General features: G+C 74.2%; 15 protein-coding genes. 7 read left to right on the top strand and 8 right to left on the bottom strand.

Translation table 11 applies throughout. The annotated features are described in order from the left end of the window. The first annotated feature begins 260 nt into the window (after nt 1-260). Entirely contained in the window at nt 261-617 is a 357-nt protein-coding gene (locus V1634_RS11090; protein WP_331207677.1) for a hypothetical protein, read from the top strand. Nucleotides 618-660: 43 nt separating this feature from the next. Here V1634_RS11090 and V1634_RS11095 read toward each other — a convergent pair whose 3' ends face one another. From V1634_RS11095 to V1634_RS11105, 3 genes are all read right to left on the bottom strand, one after another. After that, nucleotides 661-1,176, bottom strand: coding sequence for a PepSY domain-containing protein (locus V1634_RS11095; RefSeq protein ID WP_331207678.1), 516 nt, complete (start codon nt 1,174-1,176; stop codon nt 661-663). Between the two features lie 149 nt (nt 1,177-1,325). Further along, nucleotides 1,326-2,663, bottom strand: coding sequence for a sensor histidine kinase (locus V1634_RS11100; protein WP_331207679.1), 1,338 nt, complete (start codon nt 2,661-2,663; stop codon nt 1,326-1,328). Then, nucleotides 2,660-3,352, bottom strand: coding sequence for a response regulator transcription factor (locus V1634_RS11105; protein ID WP_331207680.1), 693 nt, complete (start codon nt 3,350-3,352; stop codon nt 2,660-2,662). The genes V1634_RS11100 and V1634_RS11105 overlap by 4 nt, the downstream gene beginning before the upstream one ends. A gap of 146 nt (nt 3,353-3,498) precedes the next feature. On the opposite strand from V1634_RS11105, the gene V1634_RS11110 reads away from it, so the two are divergent. From V1634_RS11110 to V1634_RS11120, 3 genes are all read left to right on the top strand, one after another. Further along, nucleotides 3,499-4,095: a TetR/AcrR family transcriptional regulator gene (locus V1634_RS11110; RefSeq protein WP_331207681.1), complete on the top strand. Its 597-nt coding sequence runs from the start codon at nt 3,499-3,501 to the stop codon at nt 4,093-4,095. Beyond that, entirely contained in the window at nt 4,082-4,921 is an 840-nt protein-coding gene (locus V1634_RS11115; RefSeq protein ID WP_331207682.1) for an alpha/beta fold hydrolase, read from the top strand. Before V1634_RS11110 ends, V1634_RS11115 begins: the two co-directional genes overlap by 14 nt. Before the next feature lie 90 nt (nt 4,922-5,011). After that, on the top strand, nt 5,012-5,503 hold the full coding sequence (locus tag V1634_RS11120) for a septum formation initiator (protein ID WP_331207683.1): 492 nt from the start codon (nt 5,012-5,014) through the stop codon (nt 5,501-5,503). A gap of 53 nt (nt 5,504-5,556) precedes the next feature. Here V1634_RS11120 and V1634_RS11125 read toward each other — a convergent pair whose 3' ends face one another. Both V1634_RS11125 and V1634_RS11130 read right to left on the bottom strand, forming a co-directional pair. Next, the gene (locus V1634_RS11125) at nt 5,557-6,510 is read right to left on the bottom strand and encodes a terpene synthase family protein (protein ID WP_331207684.1); all 954 of its coding nucleotides are present in this window, start codon (nt 6,508-6,510) and stop codon (nt 5,557-5,559) included. Nucleotides 6,511-6,532: 22 nt separating this feature from the next. Further along, nucleotides 6,533-7,162, bottom strand: coding sequence for a TIGR03085 family metal-binding protein (locus V1634_RS11130; protein WP_331207685.1), 630 nt, complete (start codon nt 7,160-7,162; stop codon nt 6,533-6,535). A gap of 205 nt (nt 7,163-7,367) precedes the next feature. Here V1634_RS11130 and V1634_RS11135 point away from each other — a divergent pair, with 205 nt between their 5' ends. The 3 genes from V1634_RS11135 to V1634_RS11145 all read left to right on the top strand — a co-directional run bounded on the left by V1634_RS11135 (nt 7,368) and on the right by V1634_RS11145 (nt 12,080). Next, on the top strand, nt 7,368-9,383 hold the full coding sequence (locus V1634_RS11135; protein ID WP_331207686.1) for an ABC transporter ATP-binding protein: 2,016 nt from the start codon (nt 7,368-7,370) through the stop codon (nt 9,381-9,383). Continuing rightward, on the top strand, nt 9,380-11,170 hold the full coding sequence (locus V1634_RS11140; protein WP_331207687.1) for an ABC transporter ATP-binding protein: 1,791 nt from the start codon (nt 9,380-9,382) through the stop codon (nt 11,168-11,170). Before V1634_RS11135 ends, V1634_RS11140 begins: the two co-directional genes overlap by 4 nt. A 97-nt stretch (nt 11,171-11,267) precedes the next feature. Further along, nucleotides 11,268-12,080, top strand: a complete 813-nt coding sequence (locus V1634_RS11145) for a DUF2470 domain-containing protein (RefSeq protein ID WP_331207688.1) — start codon at nt 11,268-11,270, stop codon at nt 12,078-12,080. Between the two features lie 10 nt (nt 12,081-12,090). Here V1634_RS11145 and V1634_RS11150 read toward each other — a convergent pair whose 3' ends face one another. From V1634_RS11150 to V1634_RS11160, 3 genes are all read right to left on the bottom strand, one after another. Further along, nucleotides 12,091-12,765 carry a TetR/AcrR family transcriptional regulator gene (locus V1634_RS11150; protein ID WP_331207689.1) on the bottom strand — a complete coding sequence of 225 codons (675 nt, stop codon included), beginning with the start codon at nt 12,763-12,765 and terminating at the stop codon, nt 12,091-12,093. A gap of 72 nt (nt 12,766-12,837) precedes the next feature. Beyond that, nucleotides 12,838-13,593 carry an ABC transporter permease gene (locus tag V1634_RS11155; RefSeq protein ID WP_331207690.1) on the bottom strand — a complete coding sequence of 252 codons (756 nt, stop codon included), beginning with the start codon at nt 13,591-13,593 and terminating at the stop codon, nt 12,838-12,840. Beyond that, nucleotides 13,590-14,351 carry an ABC transporter ATP-binding protein gene (locus tag V1634_RS11160; RefSeq protein ID WP_331207691.1) on the bottom strand — a complete coding sequence of 254 codons (762 nt, stop codon included), beginning with the start codon at nt 14,349-14,351 and terminating at the stop codon, nt 13,590-13,592. The genes V1634_RS11155 and V1634_RS11160 overlap by 4 nt, the downstream gene beginning before the upstream one ends. Between the last annotated feature and the right edge of the window lie 166 nt (nt 14,352-14,517).

A 14,517-nucleotide genomic window follows, 5' to 3' on the forward strand; every position in this document is an offset into this window, starting at 1 on the left:
GGCTCCCCAGGCGCCACGGCTAGTCCCGATCGGTCGGGCCGCCCGTGCCGATCGGACCAGGTCGACCGCCCCCACCTGGCGGTTCCGGCCCGGTACGCCGGATCGGGTCCGAGTGGCAAACCCGAAATTTCCGGGTACGTCTGGCAAGCTATCGAGGCGTTCGGCCCAGGCCGGCGGGACAGAGAGCGCCGCCGGGCCAGGCGCGGAGGTCATCAACCACTGGGTGAGGGTCATCAACCATGGGTCATGCAGGACCGGTCATGGGAAGTCCCGGTCGCGGCGACGCGGTCCCGGGCCACGTCATCCACCTTCCGGTTGCCGTACACACCCTGCACGCCGCCACCGAACTGGCGGCGAGGCTGGCCGAGTCGCTGGCGTTCCTGCCGGAACTCGATGCCGGCGAGGTCACGGTCTCGGCCGAGGACGCGCAGCACGAGCGGTACCGGGTCTTCTGCGATCGGCTGCTCTTCGGCAGCGGTCGCTGTGGCGAGCGGGAGGGACACCGGGGCCCCTGCGTCGCCGGCCCGCCGGCCGGGGCGGCCGGGGCGGCCGGCGGGCGCCGGACACTGATCGACGCGACCTCCGGCGGGGCCGGCGCGGTGCCGCCGGCCGGCTGACCCTCCCGGGGACCGCCGACGGTCACCCCGCCCACCGACCGGCTCAGTCGTCGTCGCGGTCGTCGTCGTCCTCGTCGCGGTCGTCGTCCTCGTCGTCCTCGTCGTCCTGCTCGGTCTTGACGATCTCGCCGGTGGTCGCGTCCACGTCCACCTCGACCTCACGGCCGTCCTTGACCAGCTCGACGCTCCACACCTCGCGCCCATGCTCCTGCTCCCGCTCGACCTCGTCGAGCTGGCCGCCACCGGCGCTGGCCAGGGCGATCTCGACGGCCCGCGCCGAGTCGACCGCTCCGGCCGGCGCCGTGCCGGTCGGTGCGGGGGAGCCGGTCGGTGCACCCGACGGCGTGCCGCTCGGCGTACCCGTCGGACCACCGGTCGGTCCGGCGCCGGGCGTACCCGTCGGGTCGGCACCGGGCGTCGGCGCAGCGGGCGCGGTGGTGGCGACGGCGCCGAACCCCTGCCGCTCGCCCTCCGCCGCGCTGGCCCCGATCGCGGTGCCGACGACGGCGGCTGCCGCCAGCACGCCACCGACGCTCAGGACCAGAGTCTTTCGCCGCATCGCTGTCTCCTCCATCGTCGCGAACACCCGGTTCCGGGGTTCTCGGCACCGAGGTTCGCGCGGGGCGGGATAGCGGCGCGCTGTCCGAACGCTAAACAAAGGTAAAGAGCGTGCAGCGGCGGCAGGGAGGGTGAACCGGACCGGGCGGTTCAGTTCGGGGCCACTCCGGACGGCGTACCCCGGCTGGCCAGCGGTGGTCCGAGGGTGACGGCGACCCGCGCCCCGCCGCCGTCGGCATCCGACAGCTCGAACCGGCCGCCGCTGGCCCGGGCCGCCCGGCGGGCGATGTCCAGGCCCAGCCCGGTCGAGCCGGCGGCGCTCGCCCCGCGCTCCACCAACCCGGCGGGGGCGGGTCCGACCAGGGCCGGCGGCAGCCCGGGGCCGCTGTCGGCGACGGTCAGCAGCGCACCTCCGGCGGGGCGGGGCGCCAGCGCGACGGTGAAACCGGTGCCGTCCGGGGTGTGCGCGAAGACGTTGCCGAGCAGGGCGTCCAGCACCGCCGCCAGCTCGTCGGCGGGCAGCCGTACCGGTAGCGGCCGGTCGGCCAGGTCGAGTCCGACGTCCCGCCCGGTGTCCTCGGCCAGTACGGTCCAGAACGCGACCCGGTCCCGGACCACCGCCGTGGCGTCGCAGACCGGCTCGGTACCGGTGTCGGTGCCCCGCCGCCGGGCCTGCCGGATCAGCCCGGTCACCGCCCGCTCCACCGCGTCCACCCGCTCGGTGATCCGGGCCGCCTCCCGGGGGTCGGCCAGCGACTCCGACTCCAGCCGCAGCGACGTCAACGGGGTACGGAGCCGGTGCGACAGGTCGGCGAGCTGCTCGCGTTCGTCCCGCAGCAACTCCTGGATCCGGGTGGCGAGATGGTTGAGCGCGCCGGCCACCGCGCGCAGCTCCGCCGGACCGGAGGGGGTGGCCCGGGCGGTCAGCTCCGCCCCGGCCAGCCGGTGCGAGACCGCCGACAGTTCGGCGATCGGGGCGGTCAGCGACCGGGCCAGCCGGTCGGCGACGGCGAGGCCGAGCAGCAGCAGCGCCACCCCGAGCCCGGCCAGCACCAGCCAGGAGCGGTAGACGCCGTGGGTCAGCTCCTCGTCCGGGACGAAGGTGCGGATCACCGCCGTACCGTCCGGGCGGCCCTGCACCGCGACCAGGATCTCCCGGCCCTCCTCGCCCGCGACGGTGAGGCTCTCGCCCCGGGCGGCCAGCTCGACGCCGTCCGTCCGGGGCGCGCCGTCGCCGAGGACCGCGCCGTCGGGCAGGAAGACCGTGACCGGCCGGTCGGCCGCGGCCCCGACCTGCTCGGCGGCGAGCCGCAGCCCGTCCTCGCCGGTCGTGCCGACCAGCGGGACCAGGGCCTGTACGTCGGCGGTGGCGGCCACCACCGCCCGGTCCGCGGCGACGCCGCGCAGCAGCATCGCGAGCGGAACCAGGAAGGCCAGCAGCACCAGGCCGGTGGTGGCCGCGACCAGCAGGGTGAGCCGGCGCCTCACGGCCGGGTCCCGGGTACGTCGAGCCGGACCCCCACCCCGCGCACCGTGTGCAGGTAGCGGGGCTGTTGCGCCGTCTCGCCGAGCTTGCGACGCAGCCACGACAGGTGTACGTCCACCGTCTTGTCCGCGCCGCCGTAGGGAAGCTGCCACACCTCGGTCAGCAGTTCCCGCTTGCTCACCACCCGACCGGCCCGGGCGGCCAGATAGTGCAGCAGGTCGAACTCCCGGGGGGTCAGTTCGAGCGGTGTCCCGGCCAGGGTCGCCTGCCGGGCCGCCGGATCGACCCGCAGCTCGCCGACGGCCAGTAACGCCGGACCGTCGGCCGGGCCGGCGCCGCGGCGCAGTACCGCCCGGATCCGCGCGTCGAGCTGGGCGGCGGTGAACGGCTTCACCACGTAGTCGTCGGCGCCGGCGTCCAGCCCCCGGATGATCTCGACCTCCTCGTCCCGGGCGGTGGCGATGATCACCGGGGTGCTGTTCACCGCCCGGAGCATCCGGAGCAGCTCCAGCCCGTCCAGGTCGGGCAGGCCGAGGTCGAGTACGACGAGGTCGGGCCGGTCGTCGAGGACCCGTTGCAGCCCGGTCATCGCGGACTGCACGGCGGCCACCGCGTGTCCCCGGTCGCGCAGGGCGTGCAGCAGCGGGGTACGGATGGCCGGGTCGTCCTCGATCAGCAGTAGGCGCGCCACACCCGGCACGGTAACCCGGAAATGCCCATCGGCACCCGGTTGGCGGGCGGCCCGGGTCCTGACTCGCCCCCACCGGCCGGCAGGGCCGACGAACCAGCTACTATCTTAGGGTCATTAAGTTTCTGCTTAGAGGCTGAAAGGTCGGTATGCCACGCCAGGGTCTGACGAGTGAGCGGGTCTCGGACGCCGCCGCCGAGCTGGCGGACGAGATGGGACTCTCCCGGTTGACCGTGGCGGCGGTCGCCCGGCACTTCGGGGTCTCGGACGCCGCGCTCTACGCACACGTGCGCGGCCGGGACGCCCTGATCGAGCAGGTCGCGGTCCGGGCGGCGGCCACCTTCGCCGACCGGCTCGGCCTCGCCGTGGCCGGACGGGGCGGCCGGGAGGCACTGCTCGGCTTCGCCGACGCCTACCGGGCGTTCGCGGTGGCCCACCCCGGGCAGTACGCCGCGACCCAACTGCCGTTGCCGGCCGAAGTCGGCACGAACTCGGCGGGACACCTGCGCATGATCGAGATGAGTTACGCGATGCTGCGCGGGTACGGGCTGGCCGAACCGAGGCTGACCGACGCCCTGCGTTTCGTACGCAGCACCCTGCACGGCTTCGCGACGCTGGAGAGCGCCGACGGGTTCGGCCATCCCCGCGACGTCGACGCGTCCTGGAGCAACATCCTCGACGCGGTCCACGCGACGCTGTGCAACTGGCCCACCGGAACGGAGGAGAGTGGAAATGCCGAGTCGTGACAGCCACGACCTGGAGGTCGAGTCAACGGACGGCACCCGACTGGCGGTCCGCCGGACGGGTTCCGGCGACCCGGTGATCCTGGTGCACGGCTCGGGAGGCGGGCTGCACTCCTGGGCCGGCGTCGCCGAGCTGCTCGCCGACGACCACGAGCTGTGGCTGCCGGCCCGGCGCGGTTACGGCCCCAGCGACGTACCACCGACGGTCAAGTCCTTCAAGGACGAGGCCGCCGACCTGGTCGCGGTGGCCGAGGCGGCGTACGCGTCGTCGGGCCGGCGGGTCCATCTGGTCGGCGCCTCCTACGGGGCGACCCTGGCCCTGCACACCGCCTCGGCCGAGCCGGCCCGGCTATGCTCGCTCGCGCTCTTCGAGCCACCGCTCTTCGCGGCGGGGGCGGAGCTGGTGCCGCTGCTCGACCGGTACCGTGCCGCCTTCGACCAGGACGACGCCGTGGCGATGGCGGCGGTCTTGAACGAGGTGACCCGGGTCCCGGCGGAGGTCGTCCGGGCGTTCGCGGCGGCGGCCGGTGACCGCAGGCCCGACCCGGCCGAGGCCCGCCGGTCGGCGGTCGGCTGGCTGCACGACCTCGAAGCGCTCGCGACCGACAGCACGGACGTCGCCCGCTGGTCGTCGGTCGGCCTGCCGACCCTGCTGATGCAGGGCGCCGACACCTGGGAGCCGATGCCCAGCGCGATGGACGCGCTCGCGGCGGCGATCCCGCGACTGCGCCGGGTGGTCTGGGCCGGGCAGTCGCACTTCGTGACCGCCACGGCGCCGGCACTGGTCGCCGACGCCCTGCGCCGGTTCTTCGCCGAGGTCGACCAGTAGCGGGCCGGGATGGGCCGGGGCGTGCGTCGTTAACGGTTCCTTAGGGTCCGTCGGCACCCGCCTTAACGGGTCGGCGGGCATCATCGGAGGATGCGTCGACGTACCCTGCTCGCCGTGGCCGGCTGGCTGCTCGCCGCACTGGTCGCGACCGGGACCGGGCTGGCCGCCGTACAGGTGATCGGGGCCGGGCTGACCGGGCCGGCGGGTGAGGTGCGCAGCCCGGACGAGGTGGCCCGGGCGCTGGCCGCCACCCCGCCGCCGGCCGCTCCGGGCGCGGCGCCCTCCGGCGGCACCGCCAGCCCGGTGCCGACCACCTCCGCCACCCCGCCGGGCGGTGCCGACGACTCGCGCCGGCTGGTCTCCACCCCCGGAGGTACGGTGCTGGCCGAGTGCGCCGGCCGGCGGGTCTGGCTGAGCGCCTGGACGCCGGCCCAGGGTTACCGGGTCGGCGAGGTCGAGCGCGGTCCGGACGACGACGCCGAGGTGACCTTCCACGGCTCGGGCGGGCGGATCGAGGTCGAGGTCGAGTGCGTCGGCGGCCGGCCGGTGCCGACCTGGAAGGCGCACGGCGGCGACGACTGACCCGGCCGCCACACACCGGTCAGGGGTGCCGGCGCCGGTCCCGGCGGGTCGGCTCAGTGGTAGCGGCCCGCGCCGAGGGACCAGTCGAAACTGCCCCGGATCCAGGCCCGGCGGGCGGTGACGAACCGGAGGGTGTCGGGGTCGCCGCCGGCCAGCAGCGCAGACTCCAACCTCAGGTACGCCCGCAGCCCGGCGTTGAACCGGCGGGCCGCGTCGAGGAGTCCGGCCTGCTCCTCCCGCCCCGCCTCGCGGGCCAGTACGACGATCAGGTTGTGCCCGTCCCGGCCCTGCCGGCGTTCCTTGGCGTACGAGAAGACGTCGTTGCACCAGCAGACCAGGTCGGCGGCGAGGTCGTCCAGGTGGGACGCCTCCAGGTCGGCCCGACAGATGACCTCGGCCAGTCCGCCGTACGCCAGGTCGGTCAGGGTGAAGCTGGGGCGTACCGCACCGGTGTGCCGGCGCATCTGGAGGTACTCGGCCACCGCCGGTACCCGGTCCCGTTCCCGGTTGGCCGCCTCCCAGAGCAGCGCCAGCAGGTAGTCCCGCATCTGGGCGGCGAACCGGAGCAGCAGCCGGGGCGGGCCGTGCGCGCGTACCCGTCGGCAGAGGTCGTGCAGGCCGGCGGCGGTCGGGCCGGCGGCGGCGGTCGAGCCCGGCGGGGCCGGCCCGCCGCGCAGGTCGAGGACGTCGAGTAGCTGCCCGACGACGGGAGCGAGCCGGGCCGGGTCGTCGCCCAGGCCGTCGTCGTCGCAGCGGTCGTCGAAGGTGAAGAGCCAGCTGAACAGGTCGGCGAGCAGCCGGAGCTGCTCGGGACGGGCATCCGGGCAGGTCCGGCCGGCCAGTTCGGCCGCGTTCGCCCGGTCCAGCCGGTGGGCCGCGGCGGGGCTGCCGACCAGGCCGAGTTCGCTGGCCCACCGCGCGGTCTCCGGCCCCACCTGCCCGACGTGCGCGCTGATCCGTTCCGGGAAGGGTGGCCGGGTCAGCCACGCCAGGGCGAGGGTGCGCATCGGCAGGACGGCGGGTCCCGGTTCAGATCCCGAGTTTCGCGGTCCGCAACCGCTCGGTGAGCGCGGTCGGACCGACCAGTTGCACCCGGGCGACGCGCTGCCGGCCGAAGAGGAACATCATCAGCTCGCCGGGTGACCCGACCATCCGGAGCTGCTCGCCGCCGGCCCCGGCGGTGGTCTCGCCGTGCTCGGGCGCCTGGATCAGCAGCGCGGCCGGAAACCGGCGCAGCGACATCCGGGCCATCGCCGGGATGCGCTTCCAGAGCGCGGCCTGCTGCCCGGCCGGAAGTTTCCGGGGCTGCCAGTCGGGACGGGCCCGCCGGACGTCCTCGTGGTGCACGAAGTACTCGATCAGGTTCGCCAGCTCGTCGATCGGTGGCAGCGTCAGCGGGCTCCACCGGGGCGGACGCCGGACCAGCTCGACCAGGGCCGGGTAGGGCCGGTCGGCCATCGCCGCCTGGACCCGCTGCCCGTGCGCCCGCAGCGGCGGGAGGAGCAGGCCGGCCGCCGCGTCCGGGCGGCGTTCCCGGACCACCAGGTGGGCGGCGAGGTCTTTCGCGGCCCAGTCCGGGATGATCGTGGGCCCGTCCGGCCCGATCGCCAGGAGGAGATCGGCCAGCGACTGTCGCTCCGTGTCCGCGTAGCGGGGCATGTCTTGATCGTAATCCCGATCCGGCCGGCCCGTGCGGTACGGCGGAGCCGTATCCGTCCCGCGCGTGGTCCGGCAGCCGGGAACAGGCTGTGACAGCAGACACAATCAGGGCCGAGTCGGTATCACCCACGCCAATCGGTTCGTCAAGCCCGTGCCTGATCAGTAAGGATGAGCTGGACGCAGGATGCTTACGGCGGGGGATAGCGTGGCGGGCAAGACAAGCCGGGACATACTCGTGCGGGGGATCAGGGTCCTCGGCTACGCGGTCCGCGAGGAGCCACGGATCTTCGCGGTGGCGGTCGGCGGCAGCGTTCTGTACAGCCTGTTGATCATCGCGAGCGCGTACGTGGTCGGCGCCGTCGTCGGCGAGGTGGTGGTGCCGTCGCTGGAGACCGGCCGGGTCGACCTGGCCGCGGTACTCCTCGGCGCCGGTGCGCTGTTCGCGGTCAGCGTCGGCCGGGTACTGGGCATGTTCGGGCGCCGGCTCGGCGCCGGATTCATGCAGTACCGGTTGCAGGCCAGCTACCGGCGCCGGATCACCCGCCGCTACCTGGAGCTTCCGCTGGCCTGGCACCACCGGCACGCCACCGGCACCCTGCTCTCGAACGCCAACTCCGACGTGGAGGCGGCCTGGTTCCCGATCGCACCGCTGCCGTTCGCGGTCGGCACCCTGGTGATGCTGGTCGCGGCGATGGGCTCGCTCTTCGTCACCGACTGGGTACTCGCCCTGGTCGGCGTGGCGATCTTTCCCGCGCTCTTCTCCCTGAACGTCGTCTACTCCCGGCGCATGGCACCCCGGCAGGCTCGCGCGCAGCAGATGCGCGCCGAGGTCAGCGCGATCGCCCACGAGAGCTTCGACGGGGCGCTGGTGGTCAAGACCATGGGCCAGGAGGCCCGGGAGACGACCCGGTTCGCCGCCCAGGCCGGTGAGCTGCGGGACGCGCTGATCTCGGTCGGCCGGCTCCGGGGCGTCTTCGACCCGATGCTGGAGACCCTGCCCAGCCTCGGTACCCTGGCGGTGCTGCTGGTCGGCGCGGTCCGGTTGAGCCAGGGCGCGGTCACCATCACCGAACTGATCAGCGTGGCGTTCCTCTTCACCGTGCTGGCCTTCCCGGTCCGGGCGATCGGTTGGGTCCTCGCCGAGCTACCGCGCAGCGTCGCCGGCTGGGACCGGTTGCAGAACGTGCTCACCGCCACCGGCGAGATGCCGTACGGCGACACCACGCTGGACCGCCGGGACGGCCGTCCGGCCACCCTCGTCTTCGACCGGGTCAGCTTCGGGTACGCCCCGGCCGAACCGCCACCGCCGACCGCCCCCGCCGAACCGGGCCTGGCCATCGAGGAACCGGAGGCCGCGGCGAGGCCGACCGAGGTGGTGCCACCGACCGAGGCGGCCCCGGTCGAGCCGGCTCCCGCCGTACCGGCCGCACCCGGGCCGGTACCGGTGCTGCACGGCGTCTCGTTCACCGTTCCGGCCGGCCGCACCGTGGCGCTGGTCGGGCCCACCGGCTCCGGCAAGTCGACGATCGTCTCCCTCGCGGTACGGCTGGTCGACCCGGACGCCGGCACGGTGACCCTGGACGGGGTCGACCTGCGCTCCCTCACCGCCGCCTCGCTCGCCGGCAACACCGCGCTGGTCGCCCAGGTGCCGTTCGTCTTCGACGACACCATCCGGGAGAACATCACCCTCGGCCGGGACGGCATCACCGACGACGACGTCTGGTCGGCGCTGCGGCTGGCCGAGGCGGACGGCTTTGTGGCGGCGCTGCCGGACGCCCTGGACACCCTGGTCGGCGAGCGCGGCGCGGCGCTCTCCGGCGGCCAGCGGCAGCGACTCACTCTGGCCCGGGCGCTGGCCGGCCGGCCCCGGCTGCTGGTACTGGACGACGCCACCAGCGCCGTCGACCCGAGGGTGGAGGCGGCGATCCTGGCCGCGCTGCGCGGCGGGCGGTCGGAGTCGACCGACGCCGACGGCCCGCCGGGACCGGGGGCGTCGATCCTGGTGGTGGCGTACCGGCGGGCGACGATCGCGCTCGCCGACGAGGTGGTCTACGTCGAGCACGGCCGGGTGGTCGGTCGGGGCACCCACGCCACGCTGCTGCGTACCACGCCCGGCTACGCCGCGCTGGTCACCGCGTACGAGCGGGCCGAGGCGGAGCGGGAACGCGAGCGGGCGTACGAGGATCCGGCGACCCGCCGGGGCGAAGAGGTGGACGCGTGAGCACGACCACGGCCGGGGCGGTACCGGAGCGGGCCGAGAGCGCCTGGGGGACGTTCCGGCGGGGGCTGGCGCTCTCCCCGGAACTGCGTACCGGACTTGCCGGCACCCTCGCGCTGGCCCTGGTCTCGATGGTCGGCCGGGCCGCCATACCGGTCGCGGTCCAGCAGGGCATCGACCGGGGGCTGCGTGCGCCCGGCGGGCCGGACATCGGGGTGGTCGGCATCGTGGTCGGGGCCACCGCGGCGGTGCTGGTGGTGACCACCATCTGCGGCTACCTGATGATGCGCCGGCTCTTCACGGTCAGCGAGACGGCGCTGGCCGGGGTGCGGGTGCGGGCCTTCCGGCACGTGCACGACCTGTCGACGCTGCACCAGCAGGCGGAGCGGCGCGGCTCGCTGGTCTCCCGGGTCACCAGCGACGTGGACCAGATCACCCAGTTCCTCCAGTGGGGCGGGGTGATCCTCCTGATCAACCTCGGTCAGGTGGCGGTGACCACCGTGGTGATGGCGGTCTACTCCTGGCAGTTGACCCTGGTGGTCTTCGCCGCGTTCATCCCGGCCGTGGCGGTGATCCGGATCTTCCAGAAGCGGCTCGCCGCCGCGTACGGGTTGGTCCGGCAGCGGCTCGGCGCGATGCTGGCGGCGATATCCGAGACCGTGGTGGGCGCGCCGGTGATCCGGGCGTACGGGGTGTCGGGCCGGACCGCCGAGCGGCTGGACCGGAGCATCGACGCGCAGCGTCGGGCCCAGCAGCGGGCCATCCGGACCAGCGTGGTCAGCTTCTCGACCGGCGAGATCGCCGCCGGGCTGGCTCTGGCCGGGGTGGTGGTGCTCGGCGTCCGGCTGGGTGTGGACGGGTCGCTCGGCATCGGCGAGCTCACCGCCTTCCTCTTCCTGGTCACCCTCTTCATCCAGCCGGTGCAGATCGCCACCGAGGTGCTCAACGAGGCGCAGAACGCGGTGGCGGGCTGGCGGCGGGTGCTGGACGTACTCGACGTGGCGCCGGACGTGGCGGACCCGGGCGAGCAGGGCATGGACCTGCCGCCGGGGCCGATCGACATCCGCTTCGCCGGCGTCGAATACCACTACCCGGGCGGCCCGCCGGTGCTGGTCGACGTCGACGTGGACATCCCGGCCAAGACCCGGGTGGCGGTGGTGGGCGAGACCGGCAGTGGCAAGACCACCTTCGCGAAGCTGTTGACCCGGCTGATGGACCCGTCCGGCGGGACGGTGCTGCTCTCCGGGGTGCCGCTGGACCGGGTCCGGTTCGGCTCGCTGCGCTCCCGGGTGGTGATGGTGCCGCAGGACGGCTTCCTCTTCGACTCCACGGTGGCGGAGAACGTCCGCTTCGGCCGGCCGGAGCTGACCGACGAGGAACTGGCGTCGGCCTTCGCCGAACTCGGTCTCGGCGACTGGGTGGAGGGGCTGCCGCTCGGGCTGGCGACGCCGGTGGGTGAGCGCGGCGAGGCGCTCAGCGTGGGCGAGCGGCAGTTGGTCGCGCTGGCCCGGGCGTACGTGGCCGACCCGGACCTGCTGGTGCTGGACGAGGCGACCAGCGCGGTCGACCCGGCCACCGAGGTACGCCTGCAACGCACCCTCGACGCGGTGACCCGGGGCCGGACCACGGTGGCGATCGCGCACCGGCTCTCCACCGCGCAGGCCGCCGACGAGGTGATCGTGGTGGACCGGGGCCGGATCGTGCAGCGCGGTCCGCACGAGGAACTGGTCAGCGACCCGCAGTCGGTCTACGGCCTGCTCTACGCGTCCTGGTTGGAGCAGACCCGGTAGTGGCGGCGGGGGGGTCGGCCGGGAGATGGACGCCGACCGCCCGATAAGTTAGCCTGCCCTTACTAAGGACAGGCTAACTTCGCCGGAGGTCGACGTCATGCAGCCCAGCTCCGCGGAGGTGGCCCGTACCCTGGCCGCCGGCCGGCTCGCCGGCACCGCCCAGCTCGCCTACCGGCCCGGACCGCACCAGGTCCGGCACGCCACCGACGCGGCGGGCCGGATCCTGCTGCTCGTCTCGATCGTCAGCGACCTGGCCGCCGCACTCCGGCCGACCGGCAGCAGCCGGGGCACCGCGCTCGTGCTCGACGTCCGCGACCTGCCGCCGGCCGCCGGGGCGCCGCCGCTCGGCCGGGTCTGGATCTCCGGCTGGCCGGAGCCGCTGGCCGGGATCGAGGCGCGGCAGGCCGCCATCGACTTCGCCGAGGTGGTGCCGACCGGAGACCTGCTGGACGTAGGCCGGGGCTTCACGCTGTACCGGTTCGAGCCGGCCGAGATCCGGCTCGAACGTGCCGGCACCGTGCGGCACGTCGAGCCGGCCGAGTACGCCGCCGCCGAGCCGGACCCGCTGCACCCGCTGGAACGTGACCTTCTCGCCGACCTCGCGGACCACCACGGGCCGGAGATCGCCGCCTTCCTCCGGCGCCAGCTCGGCGACCTCGTACCGCCGGACGGGGCGGACGAGCCGCCGCCCCGGGTGGTCCGGCTGGACCGGTACGGCATGGTGGTGGCCCTCGGCGGACGCGGTACCCGCTGCCGGGCCCGGCTCGCCTTCCCCCGCCCGCTCGCCGACCAGGCGGAGCTGGCGGAGCTGCTGCACCCCGTGCTCTGCCGGCGGCGGCACCAGGCACAGCGCCCCGACCAGGAGTGGCCGGTCGGCAGCACTCCCGACCAGGTCTGGTCCGACCGGTAGTCCTCCCGGGTCAGCCGTCCCGCCGCGCCCCGCCCGGCGTGTCGGGACGCGCCCCGCCCGGTGTGGCCGGATCGGCCGGCCGGCCGGTGAGCCGGGTGACGTCCCCGGTCAGGTAGCGCTGGATGGTCGGCCCCACCGCCGCGACCACGACGTCCGGCGGTGCCGAGGCGAGCGGCTCCAGCCGCAGGATGTAGCGGACGATGACCATGCCGGCCATCTGGGTGGCGACCAGCGACGAGCGCAGCGGTGCCTCGGCCGGGTCGATCTCGAGGAGCCCGGTCGCCCGACGGAGCACCTGGGTCTCCAGGAACTCCCGGAGCAGCCGGGCGGTCCACTCGTTGTTCATCGCGGACCGGAACAGCGCTACCCCGGCGGTACCGGCGGGGGAGTCCCAGACCCGCAGGAACGTCCGGACCAGGCGTTCACCGATCCCGTCGAGCCCACCGGCGGCGATCTGCGGCAGCAGCTCCTGCGGATCGAACGGGATGTCGATGGTGGCGAGGAAAAGTTGGTCCTTGGTGCCGAAATAGTGGTGTACCAGTGCCGGGTCGACTCCGGCGGCGGTCGCGATGGCCCGGATCGAGGTGTGGTCGAAGCCGCGTTCGGCGAACGCCTCCCGGGCGGCTCTCAGGATGCTCTCCCGGGTGTCGGGGTTGCCCGGTCGCCGTCCGCTCCGTCGTGCCATCGCCGTCCTCGTGCTCGTTCCTCCGGCACCGGTCGGCGCCTCCCGCGATGCGCCGACCGGTGACCCGGACCCTCAGCCGGTACGCCGCCGGAGCGTCGCCGCCGCGAGCACCAGAGCGACCACCACCGCCACGGCCACCACCGCCACGTCCCGCCACATCGTGCCGGTCGGCTCGGCGTGCGCGCCGACCTCCTGTAGCGCCCCGACCGCGTACGACAGGGGCAGCGCGTCGCTGATCGCCTGTAGCCAGCCGGCCATCTGGTCGCGGGCGACGAACAGGCCGCAGAGCAGGATCTGCGGGATCACCACGACCGGCATGAACTGTACGGCCTGGAACTCGGTCTGGGCGAAGGCGCTGCAGAAGAGTCCCAGCGCGACCCCGAGTACGGCGTTGACGACCGCGATCAGCACCACCAGCCCGGGGTTGCCGGCGGTGGAGAGGTCGAAGAGCCAGTACGCCGCGCCGGCCGCGACGCCGGCCTGGACCGTGGCGGCCAGTCCGAACGCGAGGCCGTAGCCGAAGAGCAGGTCCAGTTTGCCCAGCGGGGTGGTGAGCAGCCGCTCCAGCGTGCCGGAGGTGCGCTCGCGCAACATGGCGATACTGGTGACCAGGAACATGATCACGAACGGGAAGACGCCGAGCATGACCAGTGCGATCCGGTCGAAGAGGGCCGGTTGTCCGGGCGGCGCCGGCTGGTCGCCGTACATGTGGTAGAGCAGGGTGAGCAGCACCACCGGCACCACCAGCAGCATCGCCACGGTACGCCGGTCGTGGCGCAGCTGGCGCAGGATGCGGCCGGTGGTGACGGCCAGGATCCGCAGGTTCACCGCCCCGCCCTCCGATCGCCGCTGCCGGCCAGCCGGTCCTCGCCGGCCAGTTCGTTCGCCCGGATCAGCCGGAGGAACGCCTCCTCCAGGTCGTCGGTGCCGGCCGCCGCGCGTACCGCCGGCACGGTGTCGTCGGCGATCAGCCGACCCTCCCGGATCAGCAGCAGCCGGTCGCACCGCGCCGCCTCGTCCATCACGTGGCTGGAGACCAGCAGCGTGGTGCCCTCGGCGGCCATCGCGTGGAACCGCTGCCACAGCTCGGCCCGGAGCACCGGGTCCTGCCCGACCGTCGGCTCGTCGAGGATCACCACCTCGGGGCGGCCGACCAGGGCGCAGGCCAGCGAGGCCCGGCTGCGCTGGCCGCCGGAGAGGGTGCCGACGAGCTGGTCGGCCGCGTCGGCCAGGCCGACGTCGGCGATCGCCCGGTCGGCGTCGGCCCGGCCGAGGCCGTAGAGCCGGCCGAAGTAGCGGGTGTTCTCCCGGACGGTCAGGTCCGGATAGACGCTCGGCGCCTGGGTCAGGTAGCCGACGCGCCGCCGCAGGCTCCGGGCGCCGGCCGGCTCGCCGAGCACGGTGACGGTGCCGCCGGACACGACCTGCACGCCGACGATGGCCCGCAGCAGGGTGGTCTTGCCGCTGCCGCTCGGGCCGAGCAGGCCGGTGACGCTGCCGCGCGGGACGGTGCAGCCGATCCCGTGCAGGACCTGCCGTCTCCCGCGCGTCACGACGAGGTCGCGGACCTCGATCGCGGATTCCATGGTGCCTCCCTCCAAAACTCATCAACTGTTGAAATCAACGCTAGATGAAATCTTGTCCGGGGACAATCGTCCATCGGGCCGGCCGGTTTCCCGGCGGGTGCGGAGCGGGTACCGGTCCCGGATGGCCCGCTCGGCGGTGAGGTGGAAACCTGGGACCGGGCAGGGC

This window comes from Plantactinospora veratri (assembly GCF_036421995.1).
GTDB classification, from domain to species: domain Bacteria; phylum Actinomycetota; class Actinomycetes; order Mycobacteriales; family Micromonosporaceae; genus Plantactinospora; species Plantactinospora veratri.

What these genes read in the sequence shown, in the direction of transcription:
- V1634_RS11090 (WP_331207677.1), top strand. Translation starts at nt 261, where the DNA reads ATGGGAAGTCCCGGTCGCGGCGACGCGGTCCCGGGCCACGTCATCCAC.
- V1634_RS11095 (WP_331207678.1), bottom strand. Translation starts at nt 1,176, where the DNA reads ATGCGGCGAAAGACTCTGGTCCTGAGCGTCGGTGGCGTGCTGGCGGCA.
- V1634_RS11110 (WP_331207681.1), top strand. Translation starts at nt 3,499, where the DNA reads ATGCCACGCCAGGGTCTGACGAGTGAGCGGGTCTCGGACGCCGCCGCC.
- V1634_RS11115 (WP_331207682.1), top strand. Translation starts at nt 4,082, where the DNA reads ATGCCGAGTCGTGACAGCCACGACCTGGAGGTCGAGTCAACGGACGGC.
- V1634_RS11120 (WP_331207683.1), top strand. Translation starts at nt 5,012, where the DNA reads ATGCGTCGACGTACCCTGCTCGCCGTGGCCGGCTGGCTGCTCGCCGCA.
- V1634_RS11125 (WP_331207684.1), bottom strand. Translation starts at nt 6,510, where the DNA reads ATGCGCACCCTCGCCCTGGCGTGGCTGACCCGGCCACCCTTCCCGGAA.
- V1634_RS11130 (WP_331207685.1), bottom strand. Translation starts at nt 7,162, where the DNA reads ATGCCCCGCTACGCGGACACGGAGCGACAGTCGCTGGCCGATCTCCTC.
- V1634_RS11145 (WP_331207688.1), top strand. Translation starts at nt 11,268, where the DNA reads ATGCAGCCCAGCTCCGCGGAGGTGGCCCGTACCCTGGCCGCCGGCCGG.
- V1634_RS11150 (WP_331207689.1), bottom strand. Translation starts at nt 12,765, where the DNA reads ATGGCACGACGGAGCGGACGGCGACCGGGCAACCCCGACACCCGGGAG.
- V1634_RS11160 (WP_331207691.1), bottom strand. Translation starts at nt 14,351, where the DNA reads ATGGAATCCGCGATCGAGGTCCGCGACCTCGTCGTGACGCGCGGGAGA.